Raw genomic sequence first — 19,082 nt, forward strand, 5'->3', positions numbered from 1 at the left:
GAGGTTTCTCAAACTTTTTTTTTCAAAATAATAAATAATGACAGAAAATGAAATGACTCCAACTGAAGGATGGTGTAATATTTTTAAGCTAATAATACCTTATTTTTTTATAGTTGGTCTATTTCAATGGATAGCCTATTATAATTTAGGGCTTGAAATAAATAATATTGAAATGGTTCATAAAACACCTTTTCAATTATTGATTGTTTCATTCGCTACTCTTCTAGGTACTTTGATTACCATTTGGTTAATGATGAAATTTGCTGATGAAAAACCATTTCACACTTTAGGTTTCAAAAATCACTTGATTGGGAAAGATATTTGCAAAGGCATTTTTTTGGGATTCATTATTATGCTTCTGGGGTTTTCGATTTTATATTTTACAAATCAAATAGAGGTTCAAAATGTAGTTTTCGATTCGAAATCATTTTTCTTTGGTCTTTTCCTTTTTATTTTTGTTGGCATCGCAGAAGAAGTATTAGTTAGAGGCTATATTTTAAAAAACTTATTGGCTTCATTCAATAACTATATTGCGCTATTTATTTCCGCAATTATCTTTAGCGTATTGCATTTAGGAAACCCTTTTATGGATTTTATTAGTTTCACGCAACTTTTTGTAATTGGATTTCTATTTGGAATCCCTTATGTAATTACCAGAAAATTATGGTTTTCCATAGCTTTGCATTTTAGTTGGAATTTCTTTCAGGGTACAGTTTTTGGTTTTAATGTGAGTGGAAATCAACATTTTTCTATTATTCAAACCAAATTCAATACTCCAACTATTTGGAACGGTGGTTATTTTGGTTTTGAGGGTTCTATTTTGTGCTTGCTACTTCAGCTAATGGTTATCTCAGTTATTTTGTTTGAATATCGTAAAAAAAGAAAAAAAAGCCATATTCGCAACTACAAGATATTTAGGTAATTGACTTAACAGAAAGTCGGTTTTATGTTTGAATGGTTTAGGCAAATTCGAAAACAAATCTTAATTTATGCGCAAACTTCAGTATGCCTAGGGGTTATTAGAATTCATTGTATTGCGACACCTTGCTCTAAGACATTTGAAAAGCAAAAACTTAAAAAACACACATTATGGCACTTATCAATCCACACGTTAACTTCAACGGAAATGCCGAAGAAGCATTCCATTTTTACAAATCAGTATTTGGAGGTGAGTTCGCAAAGATTATGCGCTTCAATGAGATGTCGAGCCCAGAATATCCAATACCGGAAAAAGAAGCAAATAAGATCATGCATATTGCTTTGCCAATTGGTGAAAACTTTTTAATGGGTAATGACGTTCCAGAAAGTATGGGACGAGTAGATGAAAATGAAAACAGGTCAAAGATATCCATTAGTGCAAAAAGTCTTGAAGAAGCCGATAAATTATTTCACGGACTCTCGGAAGGCGGAAATGTTGAATATCCGATTGGAGATTGCCCTTGGGGAACTTATTTTGGAATGTTTAGAGACAAATATGGAATTGAATGGATGGTAGAATTTGAACAAAAATAAAACGATAAAGAATTATCTAAATTAGTTACTACCTCGAATTGTGTGAGTTTTGTATTTATTTAAAAAAAGGTTAGCCACGACTCGAGCGAAAAATTTTACACACACAATTCGTGTTGAGCCAGTTTTGTAATATAAGATAATAACCTAAATTTACACTCAAAAAAAAATAATATGGAAACTCCAGATATTCGTTGGAAGCAACGTTTTGATAATTTCAGCAAAACATTACAACTTCTCGAAAACGCCTTGAAAATTGTAAACCCTGATATTACTCAAAAAGCTGGGATTATTCATTTTTTTGAAATGAGTTTTGAGTTGTCTTGGAATATGGTCAAGGATTATCTTGAAGAACAGGGTTTTGTAGATGTGAAATCGCCTAGAGCTGCCTTGAAAAAAGCTTTTGAAATAGAGATTATTTCGGATGGTCATAGCTGGATTGATTTGCTAGTAGATAGAAACCTTACTTCCCATACTTATGATGAAGCCAAAGCTACTGCTGTCGAGGATTTGATACATCACAAATATTTTCCTTTGTTAAAACAATTGCATGCAACTTTTAAAAATAAATTAGATGACTAATAAATTGGGATTGCGTGAAAGCGACTTAACTTCCATTCTTGATTTTTTAAGCAAAGAACCTTTGATTACCGAAGCTTATATTTTCGGAAGTAGGGCTAAAGGGAATTTTAAAAATGGAAGTGATGTAGATATTGCTCTAAAAGGCGATTCACTTACATTGGATGCCGTGAATAAAATCAGTTATTGGTTCAATGAGGAAAGTTCAATGCCTTACCGGTTTGATGTTTTAGATTACAATACTCTTGAAAGTATTGATTTGAAAGAGCATATAGATAGAGTGGGCGTTGCCATTTACAGGGCATAGTTCTGCAAATTTTTGATAAAGTACTGAAAAATCCCCTCAACCACGAAAGTTGAGGGGATTTTTCATTCATAATAAAACGTTTTATTATTTTATATCATTCGATTCAAACTTCACAAATCCACCGCAATTGCCATTTCGGTCAATCGATTGCTGAACGATAAGATTCCCAATGTCAATCATATTATTCAATTCGTATAAATCAGTGCAAACCAGATGGTTTTTTATTTTTTCATCAATTTCATTTTGCAGGTTTTTAAGCGCTTCTTTGGCTTTTAGTAAGTCCGAATCAAATCGAACGATTCCCGCATTTTGACGCATCAACAATTGCAGTTTTGCTTTGGTTTGAGCGATGTATTCTTGTGCGATTTTTGTTTTAGATTCGATAGACCATTTTGGTATGGTACTTGTTGTTTTTGGCTCGACAAAAGGATTTTCGGCTAAGTAATGATAAATTTTATCGGAATACACCAAAGCTTCCAATAGTGAGTTCGAAGCCAGTCTGTTGGCGCCGTGCAAGCCAGTTCTAGAGCATTCACCACAGGCAAATAAGTTTTCTACAGACGTTTTCCCGTTAATGTCCACAACAATTCCGCCACACAAATAATGTTGGGCTGGAACAACAGGAATCCATTCTTTTTCAAGATCAATTCCAACTTTCATACAATGCTTGTAAATCATCGGAAAGTGTTTTTTAAAACCTTCCATTTCTAGATGAGTACAATCCAAATAAACACACTCGTCACCCGATTTTTTGAGTTCCAAATCAATGCTTTGGGAAACAATATCTCTTGAAGCCAAATCGCCTCGAGAGTCATAATGGTGCATAAATAATTCCCCTTTCTTGGTTCTCAAACGAGCTCCAAAACCACGAACAGCTTCTGATATTAAAAATTTAGAACCTGGTGAAGCATCATATAATGCAGTAGGGTGAAATTGTATAAATTCCATATCCTTTATAACAGCATTGGCACGATAAGCCATGGCAATTCCGTCTCCTGTTGCAATTATTGGATTGGTGGTGTGTCCATAAAGATGACCAATTCCGCCAGTGGCTAGTAAAGTGAATTCAGATTGATAGGTGATTACTTCATTTGTTTTTTCGTCAAGAGCGTAAGCACCAACGCATCGATTTTCTTGAGTTATTAATTCCAACGCAAAATGATGATCCAGAACGGTAATGTTTTCTTTTTGCAGTACTTGTTCTAGTATAGCACGTTGAATTTCGTGTCCTGTTTGGTCTTTATGATGAACCACTCTGTTTTCGGAATGCCCACCTTCTTTGCCTAAATCAAATGTTCCTTTGGCATTTTTGTCAAAAGTAGCGCCCCATTCAATTAATTCTTTCAAACGTTTTGGCCCTTCGGTGACCACCATTTTGACTACCGTTTCGTCACATAGTCCATCTCCACAAACTAGTGTGTCTTCTATATGTTTTTGATACGAATCTTCGGTTTTGTCAGTGACAATCGCAATGCCACCTTGAGCATATTTGGTGTTGGATTCGTCAGCGTTTGCTTTGGTAATAATGGTGATGTTTTTGTTGGGAAAGCGATCGGCCATTTTGATGGCAAATGTCAATCCTGCAACTCCTGAACCTATAATTAAATAATTGGTTGTAATCATTATTAAGATAATTCGAGCATACGTTCGATAGGGATTAGTGCTTTTATTCTAATGTCGTCTGGAACATTAATTTCGGGAGTTTCATTCAATAAGCAATCATATACTTTTTGAAGTGTATTCATTTTCATATACCCACATTCGCTACAAGCACAAGTGTTATCTTCGTTTGAAGGAGCGGGGATTAATATTTTGTCGGGCACTTCTTGTTTCATTTTATGCAAAATACCCGCTTCGGTGGCTACAATAAATTTGTTGCTTGGATTGGTTTTTACATAATTAATCATACCCGCAGTAGAACCAATATAGTTGGCTGTTTTTAAGATATGTGTTTCCGATTCTGGATGAGCAATGATTTGAGCATCTGGATTTTGTTTGTATAAAGCGATTAACTTGTCTAAAGAAAAAGCTTCATGTACCACACAAGCACCATCCCAAAGTAGCATATCTCTACCCGTTTGTTCCATTACATATTTTCCTAAATTTTTGTCTGGAGCAAATATAATTGGTTTGTCAAGGGGAATAGATTCTACAATTTTCACGGCATTTGAGGAAGTAACTACAATGTCTGTCAGCGCTTTTACTTCGGCAGAACAATTTACATAAGTGATTACAATATGGTCGGGGTGCGCTTCTGTGAATTTTTGAAAAGAATCCGCAGGACAAGATTCAGCTAGTGAACAACCCGCTTTCAAATCAGGTAAAATTACTTTTTTGGAAGGGTTTAATATTTTGGCAGTTTCGGCCATAAAGTGAACTCCTGCAAAAAGTATGATATCGGCATCTACTTTCATAGCCTCTTGAGACAATCCTAAGCTATCTCCTACGTAATCTGCCACGTCTTGAATATCGGCTTCTTGATAATAATGCGCTAAGATTACCGCATTTTTCTCTTTTTTTAATTCCAATATACGTTCTTTGAGACTTTTCATTTTTTAAAAACTTTAATTGTGTTTTTTTAATTGAAGATTAATTCATTGCAAATATAAGGTAAAACTTTGAAGCTACATCGTTCTTATACCCATAGAAAACTATCGAAAAAAAGCTTTTTGTTAAATAGTTGCGTTTGTGGTTTTTAAAACCGGTAAATGTATTCTAATATGTTTCTTGCTAGTATGACATTTATCAGCTTTTATGCGAATTGCTATGATGACATTTGCATGATTATAATTAATAAACCAAGAAGACGCATGACAACAAAAAAACCACAACATACTTTTCATATTCCTGTTATGGGATTGGCGTATACAATTGATAGTCCGATACGTGTCGCTCAATACGGAATTTCATCTGTTGTTTCTATAATAGACGATGATTTGATTGAAAAGATGAATGCTTTTTATAGCGAAAAATTCAAAATTCCATATCAAGAAATTACCCAAAAAATGCAGGATTATCGTGCAGAACGTGTTACTTCTTATTTAAATTTAATGGACACTATTGTAAAAGATAAATTCGAAAAATTTAAAGAAGAATTGGCTGAAAGCAAACAAGCTTTGGAGAATTACATTGCAATGTTACCGAATAAATCGGATTTCAAGAAAGGATTACAAGAGTTAATCCAAGATGGAGTTGCGTTTAAAGACAACATCAAAAAGTATCTTGAAGAAAATCTTTCTCCTGGTGAAATCGATGTCAATATCATGACCAAAGTCGATAAAGATAATTTTGATAAAGACGAACAATTACCAGTTGAATTTAATGATGCTCATGCTTCGTTAAGAGGATTCGCAAACAGTAATTTGACCTCTTCAGTAGTACTTTCTGCTGGTATGAATCCTAGATTGTATGCTTATTTTGAGAACTTTACTGTATTTTATCCAGATGTGAATAATAATTTACAAAAGAAAATTATCCTGAAAGTAAGTGACTTTCGTTCGGCTATGATTCAAGGAAATTTCTTGGCCAAAAAAGGACTTTGGGTATCCGAATATAGAATTGAGTCGGGTTTAAATTGTGGAGGTCATGCCTTTGCAACCGATGGCTTTTTACTTGGGCCTATTCTAGAAGAATTCAAACAAAAGAAAGAACAGTTAATTCAATCGGCTCATGAGTTAATGGTGAAAGCTTTGGATATAAAAGGAATGCATGCGCCAGAAGCTCCTCTAGAATTAAAAATTACAGTTCAAGGAGGAGTAGGAACTGCCGAAGAGCATGACTTTTTATTAGAACACTATCAAATAGATTCTGTGGGTTGGGGTTCTCCATTTTTGTTGGTGCCCGAAGCAACTTCTGTAGATGCGGAAACGAGAACTTTATTGGAAAAAGCCAAAGAAGATGATTTTTATTTGAGTCATATTTCTCCTCTTGGAATCCCTTTTAATGCCGTTAAAGGAACCACCAATGAGTATTATAAACAAAAAAGGATTGAAGAAGATAATGCGGGAAGTTCCTGTCCAAAAAAGTTCTTGGCATTAAGCAAAGAATACGGCCCAAAAGGAATGTGCCCTGCTTCCAAAAAATACCAAGATTTAAAATTAGAAGCCTTAAATGCAGAAAAAGATTCTTTGTCAACTCAAGCTTTTGATAAAAAGAAAAACAGCATTACCGAAAAAGCATGTCTTTGTGTTGGTTTGGCCAATGCTTCTTATCTTGAAAACAACATCAAAATAAAAGGACAATCTCAAGGCGTAGTTATATGTCCTGGACCTAATTTGGCTTATTTTGACAAAGAAGTTTCGCTTTTGGATATGGTAAAACACATTTATGGGAATGCTTCTGTTTTAGGCAATAACGAACGTCCAAATGTTATTATCAATGAACTGAAAATGTACATGGATTATCTGAAAAATGAAATCAATGAATTCTCAGAATGTATTACTGCGCCTCAAGTAAAGAAATTAAAAGATTTCAAATCCAATTTGAATGAAGGAATTGAATATTATCAATCCTTAATGGCTTCGAATACTTGGTTTGAAAAAAGTAAAGAAAAAATAGAAAATCAATTGAAACAATATAAAAACGAACTGTTTGAACTTAGTATTCCTGAATTAGTAATAGTTTAAATAATGAAAAAGGCTTGATGTAACCTCAAGCCTTTTTTTAGTTTAATCCTTAAAAAGCGTGTCTCCCTTAATTAACCAAGCAAATCCAAAACTCTCAATAGCTAGTGTTTCCATCCAAAAAGTTAAGGGATAATTCTTAAAGTATTCGGGTGGAATTATTTTAAGTGAACCTGCAAAGAGAACCAGTACAGCGGTAAACATTACAGCTCCGCAAATTCTATAGATTCGATTCCTAATTATTTTTTGGGTACCCCTTTCATTGGGCGATTTGTTTGATTTGGTAAACAAAAAGACGGTCATATAAGACAAACATAAAAAAAACAATCCTGCAGAAGTATAATGAAAATACGTTCTGAAATTGCTTTGGGGTAAAAAAGTGACCGCATAAATTTTTGTGGAATCGCAACAGCTTTGAGTTAGGTTGCTGGTAGGAAATAAAACAACAATTAGGGCCAAAATACCTGCTACTGTAGAAATATAAAAATCAACTTTGTCTTTGCCTTTATATACAATCAGAAAGATAGCCAGTAAGCTTAAAATAATGACAAATATGCCACAAACTCTGGTGAAGTAATAATGGCTGATGGATTCTAATGGATATTTTAAACCATTGTCTAAGAATAAAAAAATAAATAGCAAAAACGGCATTGCCATTCCCAATACACCAATAAGTTTGCGGAGGGTCAAACTATTGGTTAGCCAAATGCCATTATCTTCGAATTCAGTTTTATTTGATGAAAAATTGGGTTCGGATTTCTCGGACTCTTTCATAAAGTTTGTAATTAAAATTAAAACTTTATAAATATAAGATTACTTTTTGATTAATATCTCAAAAAAGTATCACCTGATTTTATACCCAAAGCCAGTTCTTCCAAATTGGTGTTTTCAAGCATAAAAGCCAATTCGTTTCGAATGGATTTGAATTTATCATGCATCGGACATGGATGGTCTTCGGAACAATGGTTAAGTCCCAAGCCACAACCCGTGAAAACGCGGTCTCCTTCAAGAGCATTTACTATTTGGGCCAACTTTATATCTTTCATCGTTTCTCTAGGAATATCAAATCCACCACCTACACCTTTTATAGAATTTATAATGTTGTTTTTGGATAAAATTTGAAGAATTTTGGCTGTAAAAGCTTCGGGGGAATCAATTTTTTTGGCAATGTCTCTAAGTCCTACTCTTCTATTCAAACAAGATTCTGAAGCTATAAAAATGGTGGCTCGTATGCCGTATTCACAGGTTTTGGAAAACATAATTGGTTTTTTACAAATTTAAGAAATAAGTTTCATTTTTGGTATTAATTGCTATTGAATTAAACGTCTGAACGTCTAAATTTGGTTTTATAGAATAGACTGCCAGTTACAAATAATAAGCCTAAAGGCAAACCAATACTGGCTATAAATAAATTTTGATAATAGTTGGGAAATGCCCCGTTTTTCAAGAATAGCCAAGTACCTTGAAGGAATAAAAGAATTTCGGTTGCTACAAATCCTAATAAGAAAAATTTGATTCCCCATTTTTGAATTTTAATTTTTGAGTTTAAAAAACCATTTTGCAACGCAAATCCAAACAGAAAACCAGTTATAATTCCTAACATCGTTAAGTGGATGTATCCAATAACAAAATTCCGAATTTCATGAGATATTTGTGCCAACTCAGGAATTAAAACTACTAATTGAATGATGATTTTTAAAGCTAAAGAACATAAAGCAAATCGGTACACGGTTTTTTCTAAAGGGGAGAGTGGAGCAAAGAAATACTGAAAATGAGGTTTAAGGAGTAGAGTAAAAAGAATAAATGATAGTAGTTGGATTATGACTCCAACGGCATTTATCCAATAAAAAATGGGATTCGAAAGTGACCAACTCACCGGTAAAGCCAACGTTAATACCGTTGATGTAACACATAAATTATAAAACAAACGGAATTTTTTTTCGTCTATTTTTATTTTTGACTGTTTGAAAAACAAAGCTAAGACTGCAATCATAAACCAACCATTAAACTGAAAATGTAGAAAAAACTGAATCGCAATTTGGTAAAAGGCACTTGCTTTTCCCATCATTCCAACGGCAGGCCCCAAACACCAAACTCCGAGTGTGGAGAATATCATAAAAAACAAGGCCGTTTGTAACATTCTTTTTTCTGGATATGTTCTAGGCTTGGCATCTTTCCAAATCAAATAACAGAAATAGTAACTGCAAAAAATATGCATAGTCGAAAACAATATCGAAGCAAAAGCATATCCTTGCGCAGGAAAATCAATCATCATGCCTACTACGGCGAGTTCCGTTACCCAAAATAATCGGTTATAAACGGGTTTTTGTTGTGCTTCTTTTGGAATAAATAAATGAAAAATCAAGCAGTACAACATCAAATACACCCAACCCAACATGGCCACATGCGAATGCCCGTGCATTAAGAACTGAAAATTGACACCTTCAATTGGAGCTACATACATCCATCGAAGCAATAATCCCATTAATGAAGCAATTAAAAAATTGACAAAACATACCAAAATCCAGCTCTTTCTCATATTTAATTTCTAATAATTACTTTGATATTTTGGGTAGAAAGTGATTCTCCATCAAGTTCCCGATAGGAGTATCCTAGTTTCTCGATTGTGGGTACATCATTTCTAAAATTTTGAAGATAATAATTCCCCTCAAAATTGTTTTGTTGTAAGTAGGCAATCATTTTTTGAACCGCTTCTTCATTTATTAAGTCGGAATGAACCGTAGTACGGATTTCAAATTCAATATCACTTTCTAGCAATAAATGTAATGACTTTTCGAAAGGTTTAAATAGTTTTGACTTTGTAATCTTTTCGAAATTTTCAGGAAGTGCTTTAAAATCGAGCGCTACATAATCGATGAGCTCTTTTTGAATGAGTTCTTCTAGTATTTTGGGTTGCGAACCATTGGTGTCGATTTTGACTAGGAAACCCATTTTTTTTACTTCGGCAATAAATGAGATACATTTTTTATGCAACAAGCATTCCCCTCCGCTAAAAACGACTGCATCCAAAAGATTGATTCTGGTTTTTAAAAAGGATATTGCTTTTTCAAAGGATATTGTTCCTTTTCCAAAGACAATTTCTGGATTATAACAATACAAACACCGCATATTACAGCCTGCAAACCAAAGAATGCAAGCTGATTTATGTGGATAATCCAATAAAGTAAAAGGGGTTAAGCTATAAATAGGTCTAGCAACACTTTCCTTCTGTAAAATGAGTTCGTTGTTTGTGTTCACCTTTTTTTCCTATGTTAAAACTTTCTACGGGTCTGTGGTAACCCATTACCCGTGTGTACACCAAGCATTTGGTGCGTAATTCTTGATTTTGCGCTAAAATCTGATTGGTTGTTATTTTCATTTTCTTATAGTTTAAATTGTTTAAAGGTTTAAGTTTGTTTAAGAGTTTAAATTGTTTAAGAGTTTAAATTGTTTAAAGGTTTAAATTGTTTAAAGGTTTAAATTGTTTAAATGTTTTAAAGTTTAAAATGTTTTGAGTTTAATGTTGTTTAAAGCTTTTAATTGCCTCTAGCTTTAGCAGGAGGGATGAAATTGAAAAAGTATGGATGGGCTTTAGCCAAAAAAATTATTGATTTTGGCTAATGCCATCTTAAACAATTTAAACCTTTAAACAACATTAAACTAACTTTTAAACCTCTTTTATATCTCAATGAACTTCGCCTTTTCCTGAATTATAATTTCATCACATTTCGGGCAATATTCATGTTCTCCATTCAAATAACCATGAATTGGGCAAACACTAAATACTGGAGTAACGGTGATGTAAGGCAATCTAAAATTGGAAATTACTTTTTTGACAAATTGTTTGCAGGCTTCTGGCGAACTTATTTTTTCGCTCATGTACAAATGCAGAACCGTTCCTCCCGTGTATTTGCATTGCAATTGATCTTGCAAAAGCAGGGCTTCATAAGGATCTTCGGTATAATCTACTGGAATTTGGGAGCTGTTGGTATAATAAATATTTTCCTCTTGTCCTGCTTGAATAATGTCGTCATATCGTTTTTTGTCTTCTTTGGCAAAACGGTACGTAGTTCCTTCTGCAGGTGTAGCTTCCAGATTGTAGAGGTTACCTGTTTCTTCTTGGAATTCTCTCATTCTATTTCGAATATGATCTAGAATCCCAGACGCAAATTCAATTCCCTCTTCCGATGTAATTGTGTCTTGATTGTTGGAGAAATTCTGAATCATTTCATTCATTCCATTTACTCCAATAGTCGAAAAGTGATTTCTAAAATGTTGTAAATAGCGTTTGGTATAAGGATACAATCCGCGATCGTACATTTCTTGAATAAATACTCTTTTTTTCTCCAAAGTCGATTTGGCTATGTATAAAAGAGAGTCCAGTTGAGTATATAATTTTTCTTTGTTTCCTTTATTCAAATAGCCTAATCGTGCCATATTTATAGTAACAACTCCAATACTTCCCGTCATTTCTGCACTTCCAAAAAGACCATTTCCGCGTTTTAACAATTCGCGTAAATCGAGTTGCAAACGACAGCACATAGAGCGTACGGCATTGGGTTTGTAGGCATTCTCATTTTCAATCTGATTGCCGTTTTCGTCTAATATATATTGGCTTCCAATGAAATTCTGGAAATAGGACGATCCAATTTTTGCTGTATTTTCAAAAAGTAAATCGGTATTTTCTCCATCCCAATCAAAAGCTTCGGTGATATTTACCGTCGGGATAGGGAAGGTAAAGGGTTGCCCATTGGCATCACCTTCGGTCATAACCGTATAATACGCTTTGTTGATGAGGTTCATCTCTTTTTGGAAATGCTCATAACGCAAGTCGGTTGCTTTGGAAACGCCTCTTCTTTTGGCTCTCGCTAGTAAGTCAGATGTAATGTTTTTTTCAAAAATATGATGATCGTTTTTGGTCGGAATCTGTGTTTTTAAGTCATCAGGTACAATCCAGTCCAAAGTAATGTTGGTAAAAGGCGATTGTCCCCAGCGTGCAGGAACATTTAGGTTGTACACAAAACCTCTTACTGCTTTTAAAACATCGTCAAATCCTAAATTGTCCTTAAATACATATGGAGCAAGATACGTATCAAACGAACTGAAAGCTTGAGCACCTGCCCATTCACTTTGTAAAATCCCAAGAAAATTAGCCATTTGTCCCAATGCTTCTCTAAAATGGGAAGGCGGTTTACTCTCTACTCGACCTCGAACACCATTAAAACCTTCGTTGAGTAGCACGCGCAAACTCCAACCCGCGCAATATCCTGTTAGGCAATCCAAATCGTGAATGTGAATGTCTCCATTTCTGTGAGCGTAACCTTCTTCTTTGGTGTATACTTTGTCCAACCAATAGTTGGCAATAATTTTTCCAGCCACATTGTTGACCAATCCAGCATTTGAATACGAAGTGTTTGCATTCGCATTGATGCGCCAATCCGTTTGTTCTATGTATTCTTCAATAGTTTGTGTACTGTCAACATAAGTAGTGTCATCATTTAAACCAGCTACATGTTCACGTTGCAATTTTCGAGTATGTCGAAACAGCATAAAGGAACGCATTACATCAAAATATTGTTTTTCGAATAATTTTTTTTCAATTAAATCCTGAATCTCTTCAACAGCCCATACTTCTTGGCTTTCGAGTTGGATGATGATACTTTCAAAAACACTTTCATCAACTGCTACAGATACGCTTTTAAAACTTTTATCGATGGCGTCTTTTATTTTAAAACTTTCAAATGGTTTGTATTTTCCATTCCTTTTGATAACGTAGTTCTCCATAGTAGTTGATTTTAAGTGGTTATTTTGGTTATAAATGTGCCGAAAATTCCTTTTCGAGCTTGGTTGCTTTTGGGAATAAAATATTGTTTTCCAAATGGATGTGTTTGTGCAAATCCTGTTCGAATTCTTCCAGCATAGCAAATGTTACTTTGTAGGTATTACAGCCGTCTGAAGGTGGGGTGTAATTATTTGATAACGAAGCTATTTTTCTAAAACGTTCTCCTTCGGCATCGTGTTCGTGCATCATCATGGCAATTGGATTTTCTACCGTTCCAAAATGAGGTTGCTCAATTAAATCATCTGTTAAGGTTGCATTCACCATTTTTTTAACAAAAGGAAACAAAATCAATTCTTCCTTTTTCATGTGTTGTGCCAATTCACCAGCACAACCTTTAAACAATTCGTTAATTTCTATCAATTCTGGATGATTGGCGCCATGCACTCGACTTAATTTGTCCAAAAATTGAAGAAGAATCGGTGTTTTTTCAACCACATATCGATGGTGTGTTTTTTCTATATAATCAGCTAGTAAATCAATTGGCCAAGCATTAAAATCGATTCCAGAATCACTTTTTGAAGATAAAACACCTTCTATTTCTTGTAATAATTCGGCAGGATTCATTGCTTTTTTCTCGCAAGCTTCTTCAATACTTCTGTTGCCGTTACAGCAAAAATCAATGCCGTATTTCGAAAATAATGCTGCTGTTCTAAAATCTTTTGCTACATATTCTCCTATTGTAATTTTCTCTAAAGTTTCCATCGTGTTGTTTTTTTAATTAAAATTTAGAGTACAAAAGTAGGTAACATTTAAATAAAAGACAAATTTATCCTTAATTAAATATATTATTTATTATTTTTTATAAATGATTGAAAATTAAAAGAATGAGATTTTGGAATCTTCTTTTTTTGACTTTATAATTTTACGAATATTAAAAAAGTTAGAACATGATTTTTATCATATTTCACATACTACTTAAGAACATTTTGTTGTTGAAAACTTATAAGATTACTTTTTCGAGCGTTGAAGCGCTTTTGCATTCAAATAATAAAAAAAAATATTTTTATTTAAAAAAAATGATTGAATTGCACAATAAAAGACAAAAATATCCTTTAAATTTGTTCTCTAATAAAAGATAAATTTATCTTTTATTTAAAATTAATTTTATTAACTAACAAAAAACAGATTATTATGCTTTCAAAATCACAAGCACGAGCATTTTTTCTGGGAGGAACTTTGGTCACCTTTTTAATCTTTATAGGATTGACCATTTATTCGTTTATGCCCAGAAATGATCAAACCAACTACAGCAAAATAGATGCAAAAGTAGTGAGAGGAAAAGAAATTTGGGAACGCAACAATTGTATGGGTTGTCATACCATTTTGGGAGAAGGAGGCTATTATGCTCCAGAGCTGACCAAAGTTATCGACCGCAGAGGCGAAGGTTATGTCAAAGCAGTATTGATGTCTCCAATACCTTGGGCACCAAACGGACGAAAAATGGTGGTTTATAATATGAATGAAAAAGATGCCGATGCCGTTGTGGCATACTTTAAGTGGATTGGAAAAATCGATTTGAATGGTTTTGACCGTATTGTTTCTCCTTTGGCTAAAGAAAATCAATAAAAAATCTGAAAATGAGTTGATTAGAAAATTACTTTTAATTCCTTTTTTATTATCACATTTTCAAATTATCTAATTATATAAAATATGAAATCGCTAACCAATACACTTTTGCGTAAGCAAAAAAAAATAAAAAAAGCGATACCATTTTTTACCTAAAAACAAATAAAATTAACAAAAATGAAATATAAATCACAAAAAGTAGCCTATTGGTTTTTTGCATTGTGCATGCTTTTGTTCTCTCTGCAAATTATCTATGGTTTTATCATGGGCTTTGACCGAATAGGAATCCAGGGCCTGCACGATATTGTTCCTTTTAATGTAGCCCGAGCGGTGCATACCAATTTATTGGTTGTTTGGTTGTTAACTGGATTTATGGGAGCAGCGTATTACATTATTCCCGAAGAGGCGCAACGCGAATTGATAAGCGTAAAATGGGCGTATGTACAATTAATTTCACTCGCCGTTGTTGGTGTGGTGGCCATTGTTGGTTTTCACTTCAACCACTGGGAAGGTAGAAAATTTCTTGAAATCCCAAGAGAACTGGATTTTCTGGTAGTCATCAATGTATTGCTTTTCTTGGGTCTGATTCTGGGAACGCTTTACAAAGGAAAACGTAGAACCACAACCGCATTGGTATTGTCAATGGGATTGCTGTTTGCAGCTTTATTGTATTTACCAGGAATGATCTGGTTTGACAGTCAAGTGATGGATTCATTCTTCCGTTGGTGGGTGGTTCACTTGTGGGTTGAAGGTGTTTGGGAATTAATTATGGGAGGTATTCTTTCGTATTTATTAATCAAATTGACGGGTGTTGATAGAGAGGTTATCGAAAAATGGCTGTATGTAATCGTTGGACTGACTTTCCTATCGGGAGTATTAGGAACGGGGCACCATTATTATTATATAGGAGTGAACAAAATTTGGTTGATCGTTGGTGGAATTTTCTCTGCACTAGAACCTTTGGCTTTCTTGGCAATGGCTTTGTTTGCTGTGAATATGTATCGCAAAGGTGAAAAAAGCCATCCCAACAAAATTGCTTTATTCTGGACCATCGGTTCATCAATTGTTTCTTTCGTAGGAGCAGGGTTACTGGGTTTTGCACATACTTTACCACAAACTAATTTGTACACTCACGGAACTTTGGTAACGGCTATGCACGGACATTATGCCTTTTGGGGAGCGTATGCGATGATTGTTTTGGCAATAATTAGCTATGCTTTACCCAATTTAACGGGCCGAAAAAGATACCAAAGCGCAACAGGAATGGCCGCTTTTTGGTTGTCCAATATCGGAATGCTTGGAATGACAGTGGCTTTTGGAGTGGCCGGAGTGGTACAAGTCTATTTGGAACGAAAAATGAAAATGGAATTCATGGTCGTGCAAAATGAAATCAGCATTCACTTTGTGGTATTGCTAATCTGTGCAACGATGTTCACCACAGGTATCGGCTTGTTTATCTATGATTTTGTAAAATATGGCCGTCCAACCGATGAGGCTTTGGAAACAAAATAAATATATTCCGTTCTAATTATTTGGGCGTGACCACATTGAGTAAAGGGGGGTAACTTTAGAGACCGCCTATTCCCCCCTTTCCTCAACGCGGTCGGGCTATCACGAGCGCTATGGCGCCTTGCTCAAATGTAATTCACTGAACACCAATGAAAATAAATATATAGTGAAGTAATCCCTCACGCAGCTTCACAGATTTCAAGATCTTTTTGTTCTTGCTAATTATGAGGTTATCCTGCAAGGTTTTTTTCCAAACCTTGTAGGTATGAAATGTCAACAATAAGATACCTACAAGGTTTGGAAAAAAACCTTGCAGGAACAGAAAAAACTAACCGAACCATTTTTTAACCGGAACGTTTTGACAGCAGTTTTTGAATATCCATTTCTAGAAAAACGATTGTTTTACGTTTCGGTTTTTTTCTAAAATTTAAAAGCATGTTAGAAAACAAACCTTATTACCACACTGTAGGCAAAGAAGTCGAAGTCTTTGAGCATTCCTACAAAAATAAAATTCCTTTTTTATTGAAAGGTCCAACTGGAACAGGGAAATCTCGTTTTGTTGAGTTTATGGCGCATCAATTGGATAAAAAACTCATTACCATCAGTTGTCATGAAGAAACTTCTTCAACCGATTTAATTGGTCGATTCATCATCAAAGGAGCCGAAACCGTTTGGCTTGATGGTCCTTTGACCACTGCCGTAAAAGAAGGAGCGATTATTTACCTGGATGAGGTTGCCGAAGCCCGTCCCGATGTAATTGTGGCGATTCACTCCCTGACGGATCACCGACGCGTACTCTTTATAGACAAATTGGGAGAAACCATTAAAGCACATGGAGATTTTATGCTAGTAGCCTCTTTTAATCCCGGTTATCAAAGAGGTTTTAAAGAACTGAAACCTTCCACCCGTCAACGATTTATTGCCGTTTCTTTTGATTATCCTGAGCCGAAAATTGAAGTAGAAATTTTGGTAAATGAAACCAATATTGACAACGATACTGCCAAGAAGCTAGTTGCTATTGGGAATAAAATTAGAAACTTAACCGAATTAGGATTGACCGAAACGGTTTCAACACGGCTATTGGTTGATGCTGCCAAAATCATTCACAGCGGATTACCAAAACGATTATCTGTTCATGTAGCAGTCGTAGAGCCATTGACAGATGATTTGCAAACATTGGAAGCACTTAAAGATTTGTGCAATTTGATGATTTAGTTGGCAGTGGTCAGTTTTTTAGTGTTCAGTTGATCAAGAAAACGGATACTTTGCATGACGACTAAAAAACTGACCACTGATTACTAATATCTGATCACTAATAAACTTAACACTGAACACTTAAAAAATGGGTTTCGAAATAGATGAATATTTAGTTGGGAAGTTTTTCAAGCATTTAAAAAGCAGAAAAAAAACCAATCCCGAAGTGGAAGCCAGAACGGTTACGCTTGCTGGGATAAAACCCCGTTTGACTATTATGGCGCGAGCTTTGACAGGAAATTCTATCGAAATATATCCTGCCGAACGAGAAGGGGGCTATAAAAATAATAATTTCTTCTTGCCTGTTTCTTTTGGGGAACTACCTACTTTGGAAGAGAATCTTACTTTTTACCATTTTCGACTTTTATTCTTGTGCGTGCAACAACGTTTGAATTACAATTGGAAAGTGGAAGAAACGGAACCTACATTGTTTCTTTCGCAGCAAAAAGCATTAGAAACCTCCGAAGAAATTCTTTCTGTTTTATTTAAAGAGTTTTCTCTCGACAAACAATTTCTTGTGGATGCCAAAAGTCATTTTATCCAAAAAGCAAGTGCAAAGAATGAACCCGATTTTTCATGGCTTTTTGGCAAATGGATGAAAAATGAAGTTGAAGTTGACAAAGAAGATGTACTCCAAAATTTCTCGGACAAAACTAAAAAACCAAATGAAGTTCAACCCTTAACCACGCTTAAAGCAAAAGCCGTAGAGGAAGTGATTACAGTTGAACTCGACAAAAAGCAACAAGAAGATTATGTGATGTTGCATAATTTTGAAAAAGTAGAAACCGCTGAAGAATTCAATGGCAACTGGCGTGATTTTGATGGGTCTGATGAGTTGGAAGACCATCAGGAAGCTTTGGAAGAATTGAACATGAAATATACCGTTCGGGTGGATGACACCTCACATTCGGTATATCAAGCCGATTTTATGGAGAATACCACAATTTCCGAAAGTGCTTCTGTCGATGACAAAGGTTTTCACCACAGTTACAATGAATGGGATTTTAGTAAAAACAGCTACAAAGAAAATTTTTGCAAAGTATATCCAAAGTCACAGCTAAAAATGGATAGCGATTATTACAAAAAAACCGTAGTAAAAAATGCTTCCACGTTGATGGGCTTGCGCAAAATGCTGACGAATGTCAACAACAAAATGCAACAGCAAAAAAGACAAACTCAAGGCGATGAATTTGATATTGACGCCATCACCGACTTGTATGTCGATGTGCATTCGAGAAGAACACCTTCGGATAAAATTTATATTTCGAACCGAAAAAAGGAAAAGGATTTGTCGATTTTAATATTGCTAGATATTAGTTTGTCTAGTGATGGATATGCTGCTGGAAATCGCGTGATAGATGTAGAAAAAGAAGTTTCCATTTTGTTTGGCGAAATTTTAAACGAATTCAATATCGATTTTTCGATCGATAGCTTTTACTCCAAAACACGAAATTATTCGACCTATCTCACGGTTAAGGATTTTGACGAAAGTTGGAATACCGCCAAACATAAAATTGGAGCTATTGAACCCAGCGGTTATACCCGAATTGGAGCTGCACTTCGGCACGCAGGAGTTCGTCTCGACAAACGGAGTACGAAGAATAAATGGGTAATACTGATTTCTGATGGCAAACCCAATGATTACGACAAATACGAAGGGAAATATGGAATCAATGATGTAAAACAAGCCCTTCGGGAACTCAATTCTAGAAATATTAATTCCTACGCATTGGCCATCGAAGCCGAAGCTAAATATTATCTGCCGCAAATGTTTGGGCAAAAACACTATCAAATTCTAACAACTCCTGTTGAGTTGTTGCAATCTTTAGTGAAATTATATGAAAAAATTAAACATCAAAAATGATTTATAACAAACCATTTTTTATTGAACCAT

At 34.7% G+C, this 19,082-nt stretch carries 18 protein-coding genes; 9 read left to right on the forward strand and 9 right to left on the reverse strand.

Features of this window, described 5'->3' with window-relative positions:
- Nucleotides 1-37 precede the first annotated feature (37 nt).
- The 4 genes from AC8GF4_RS03295 (at nt 38) to AC8GF4_RS03310 (ending at nt 2,395) form a co-directional block, all read left to right on the forward strand.
- Complete coding sequence (locus tag AC8GF4_RS03295; RefSeq protein ID WP_506592694.1) at nt 38-922, forward strand: CPBP family intramembrane glutamic endopeptidase; 885 nt, start codon at nt 38-40, stop codon at nt 920-922.
- A 167-nt stretch (nt 923-1,089) separates the two neighbouring features.
- Nucleotides 1,090-1,512 carry a VOC family protein gene (locus AC8GF4_RS03300; protein ID WP_506592695.1) on the forward strand — a complete coding sequence of 141 codons (423 nt, stop codon included), beginning with the start codon at nt 1,090-1,092 and terminating at the stop codon, nt 1,510-1,512.
- A 171-nt stretch (nt 1,513-1,683) separates the two neighbouring features.
- Complete coding sequence (locus AC8GF4_RS03305) at nt 1,684-2,091, forward strand: nucleotidyltransferase substrate binding protein (RefSeq protein WP_506592696.1); 408 nt, start codon at nt 1,684-1,686, stop codon at nt 2,089-2,091.
- Nucleotides 2,084-2,395, forward strand: a complete 312-nt coding sequence (locus AC8GF4_RS03310) for a nucleotidyltransferase family protein (RefSeq protein ID WP_506592697.1) — start codon at nt 2,084-2,086, stop codon at nt 2,393-2,395. The genes AC8GF4_RS03305 and AC8GF4_RS03310 overlap by 8 nt, the downstream gene beginning before the upstream one ends.
- Nucleotides 2,396-2,479: 84 nt before the next feature.
- Here the strand turns inward: AC8GF4_RS03310 and nadB are convergent, their stop codons facing one another.
- Nucleotides 2,480-4,018: an L-aspartate oxidase gene (gene nadB, locus AC8GF4_RS03315; RefSeq protein WP_506592698.1), complete on the reverse strand. Its 1,539-nt coding sequence runs from the start codon at nt 4,016-4,018 to the stop codon at nt 2,480-2,482.
- 2 nt (nt 4,019-4,020) lie between these two features.
- Entirely contained in the window at nt 4,021-4,947 is a 927-nt protein-coding gene (gene nadA, locus AC8GF4_RS03320) for a quinolinate synthase NadA (RefSeq protein ID WP_506592699.1), read from the reverse strand.
- A gap of 258 nt (nt 4,948-5,205) precedes the next feature.
- On the opposite strand from nadA, the gene AC8GF4_RS03325 reads away from it, so the two are divergent.
- A complete protein-coding gene (locus AC8GF4_RS03325) occupies nt 5,206-7,020 on the forward strand; it encodes a hypothetical protein (RefSeq protein ID WP_506592700.1) in 1,815 nt (604 codons plus the stop codon).
- Nucleotides 7,021-7,062: 42 nt separating this feature from the next.
- On the opposite strand, the gene AC8GF4_RS03330 is transcribed toward AC8GF4_RS03325, so the two are convergent.
- The 7 genes from AC8GF4_RS03330 to ric form a co-directional block, all read right to left on the reverse strand.
- The gene (locus AC8GF4_RS03330; protein ID WP_506592701.1) at nt 7,063-7,791 is read right to left on the reverse strand and encodes a hypothetical protein; all 729 of its coding nucleotides are present in this window, start codon (nt 7,789-7,791) and stop codon (nt 7,063-7,065) included.
- A gap of 50 nt (nt 7,792-7,841) precedes the next feature.
- Complete coding sequence (locus AC8GF4_RS03335; protein ID WP_506592702.1) at nt 7,842-8,276, reverse strand: RrF2 family transcriptional regulator; 435 nt, start codon at nt 8,274-8,276, stop codon at nt 7,842-7,844.
- Between the two features lie 59 nt (nt 8,277-8,335).
- The gene (locus AC8GF4_RS03340; RefSeq protein WP_506592703.1) at nt 8,336-9,556 is read right to left on the reverse strand and encodes a hypothetical protein; all 1,221 of its coding nucleotides are present in this window, start codon (nt 9,554-9,556) and stop codon (nt 8,336-8,338) included.
- Nucleotides 9,557-9,558: 2 nt separating this feature from the next.
- Nucleotides 9,559-10,275 (reverse strand): anaerobic ribonucleoside-triphosphate reductase activating protein, encoded by a 717-nt coding sequence (locus tag AC8GF4_RS03345; RefSeq protein ID WP_506592704.1) that lies wholly within the window; start codon nt 10,273-10,275, stop codon nt 9,559-9,561.
- Nucleotides 10,229-10,396, reverse strand: a complete 168-nt coding sequence (gene nrdD / locus AC8GF4_RS03350; protein ID WP_506592705.1) for an anaerobic ribonucleoside-triphosphate reductase — start codon at nt 10,394-10,396, stop codon at nt 10,229-10,231. Before nrdD ends, AC8GF4_RS03345 begins: the two co-directional genes overlap by 47 nt.
- Nucleotides 10,397-10,695: 299 nt before the next feature.
- Nucleotides 10,696-12,801, reverse strand: a complete 2,106-nt coding sequence (locus tag AC8GF4_RS03355; protein ID WP_506592706.1) for a ribonucleoside triphosphate reductase — start codon at nt 12,799-12,801, stop codon at nt 10,696-10,698.
- A 28-nt stretch (nt 12,802-12,829) separates the two neighbouring features.
- Nucleotides 12,830-13,561, reverse strand: coding sequence for an iron-sulfur cluster repair di-iron protein (gene ric / locus AC8GF4_RS03360; protein WP_506592707.1), 732 nt, complete (start codon nt 13,559-13,561; stop codon nt 12,830-12,832).
- 429 nt (nt 13,562-13,990) lie between these two features.
- Here ric and AC8GF4_RS03365 point away from each other — a divergent pair, with 429 nt between their 5' ends.
- The 4 genes from AC8GF4_RS03365 to AC8GF4_RS03380 all read left to right on the forward strand — a co-directional run bounded on the left by AC8GF4_RS03365 (nt 13,991) and on the right by AC8GF4_RS03380 (nt 19,052).
- Nucleotides 13,991-14,425 carry a c-type cytochrome gene (locus tag AC8GF4_RS03365; protein ID WP_506592708.1) on the forward strand — a complete coding sequence of 145 codons (435 nt, stop codon included), beginning with the start codon at nt 13,991-13,993 and terminating at the stop codon, nt 14,423-14,425.
- 177 nt (nt 14,426-14,602) lie between these two features.
- Complete coding sequence (locus AC8GF4_RS03370; RefSeq protein ID WP_506592709.1) at nt 14,603-15,937, forward strand: cbb3-type cytochrome c oxidase subunit I; 1,335 nt, start codon at nt 14,603-14,605, stop codon at nt 15,935-15,937.
- 432 nt (nt 15,938-16,369) lie between these two features.
- The gene (locus AC8GF4_RS03375) at nt 16,370-17,149 is read left to right on the forward strand and encodes a CbbQ/NirQ/NorQ/GpvN family protein (RefSeq protein ID WP_506592710.1); all 780 of its coding nucleotides are present in this window, start codon (nt 16,370-16,372) and stop codon (nt 17,147-17,149) included.
- A 127-nt stretch (nt 17,150-17,276) separates the two neighbouring features.
- Nucleotides 17,277-19,052 (forward strand): nitric oxide reductase activation protein NorD, encoded by a 1,776-nt coding sequence (locus AC8GF4_RS03380; RefSeq protein ID WP_506592711.1) that lies wholly within the window; start codon nt 17,277-17,279, stop codon nt 19,050-19,052.
- Nucleotides 19,053-19,082: the final 30 nt, after the last annotated feature.

The organism is Flavobacterium rarum (SeqCode) (assembly GCF_965234445.1).
Classification (GTDB): domain Bacteria; phylum Bacteroidota; class Bacteroidia; order Flavobacteriales; family Flavobacteriaceae; genus Flavobacterium; species Flavobacterium rarum.

Excerpts from the sequence above, each read along its gene's own strand:
- AC8GF4_RS03355 (WP_506592706.1), bottom strand. The coding sequence starts at position 12,801 with ATGGAGAACTACGTTATCAAAAGGAATGGAAAATACAAACCATTTGAA.
- AC8GF4_RS03365 (WP_506592708.1), top strand. The coding sequence starts at position 13,991 with ATGCTTTCAAAATCACAAGCACGAGCATTTTTTCTGGGAGGAACTTTG.
- AC8GF4_RS03295 (WP_506592694.1), top strand. The coding sequence starts at position 38 with ATGACAGAAAATGAAATGACTCCAACTGAAGGATGGTGTAATATTTTT.
- AC8GF4_RS03380 (WP_506592711.1), top strand. The coding sequence starts at position 17,277 with ATGGGTTTCGAAATAGATGAATATTTAGTTGGGAAGTTTTTCAAGCAT.
- AC8GF4_RS03370 (WP_506592709.1), top strand. The coding sequence starts at position 14,603 with ATGAAATATAAATCACAAAAAGTAGCCTATTGGTTTTTTGCATTGTGC.
- AC8GF4_RS03335 (WP_506592702.1), bottom strand. The coding sequence starts at position 8,276 with ATGTTTTCCAAAACCTGTGAATACGGCATACGAGCCACCATTTTTATA.
- AC8GF4_RS03330 (WP_506592701.1), bottom strand. The coding sequence starts at position 7,791 with ATGAAAGAGTCCGAGAAATCCGAACCCAATTTTTCATCAAATAAAACT.
- nadA (WP_506592699.1), bottom strand. The coding sequence starts at position 4,947 with ATGAAAAGTCTCAAAGAACGTATATTGGAATTAAAAAAAGAGAAAAAT.
- nadB (WP_506592698.1), bottom strand. The coding sequence starts at position 4,018 with ATGATTACAACCAATTATTTAATTATAGGTTCAGGAGTTGCAGGATTG.
- ric (WP_506592707.1), bottom strand. The coding sequence starts at position 13,561 with ATGGAAACTTTAGAGAAAATTACAATAGGAGAATATGTAGCAAAAGAT.
- AC8GF4_RS03310 (WP_506592697.1), top strand. The coding sequence starts at position 2,084 with ATGACTAATAAATTGGGATTGCGTGAAAGCGACTTAACTTCCATTCTT.
- AC8GF4_RS03305 (WP_506592696.1), top strand. The coding sequence starts at position 1,684 with ATGGAAACTCCAGATATTCGTTGGAAGCAACGTTTTGATAATTTCAGC.
- AC8GF4_RS03375 (WP_506592710.1), top strand. The coding sequence starts at position 16,370 with ATGTTAGAAAACAAACCTTATTACCACACTGTAGGCAAAGAAGTCGAA.
- AC8GF4_RS03340 (WP_506592703.1), bottom strand. The coding sequence starts at position 9,556 with ATGAGAAAGAGCTGGATTTTGGTATGTTTTGTCAATTTTTTAATTGCT.
- AC8GF4_RS03300 (WP_506592695.1), top strand. The coding sequence starts at position 1,090 with ATGGCACTTATCAATCCACACGTTAACTTCAACGGAAATGCCGAAGAA.
- AC8GF4_RS03325 (WP_506592700.1), top strand. The coding sequence starts at position 5,206 with ATGACAACAAAAAAACCACAACATACTTTTCATATTCCTGTTATGGGA.
- nrdD (WP_506592705.1), bottom strand. The coding sequence starts at position 10,396 with ATGAAAATAACAACCAATCAGATTTTAGCGCAAAATCAAGAATTACGC.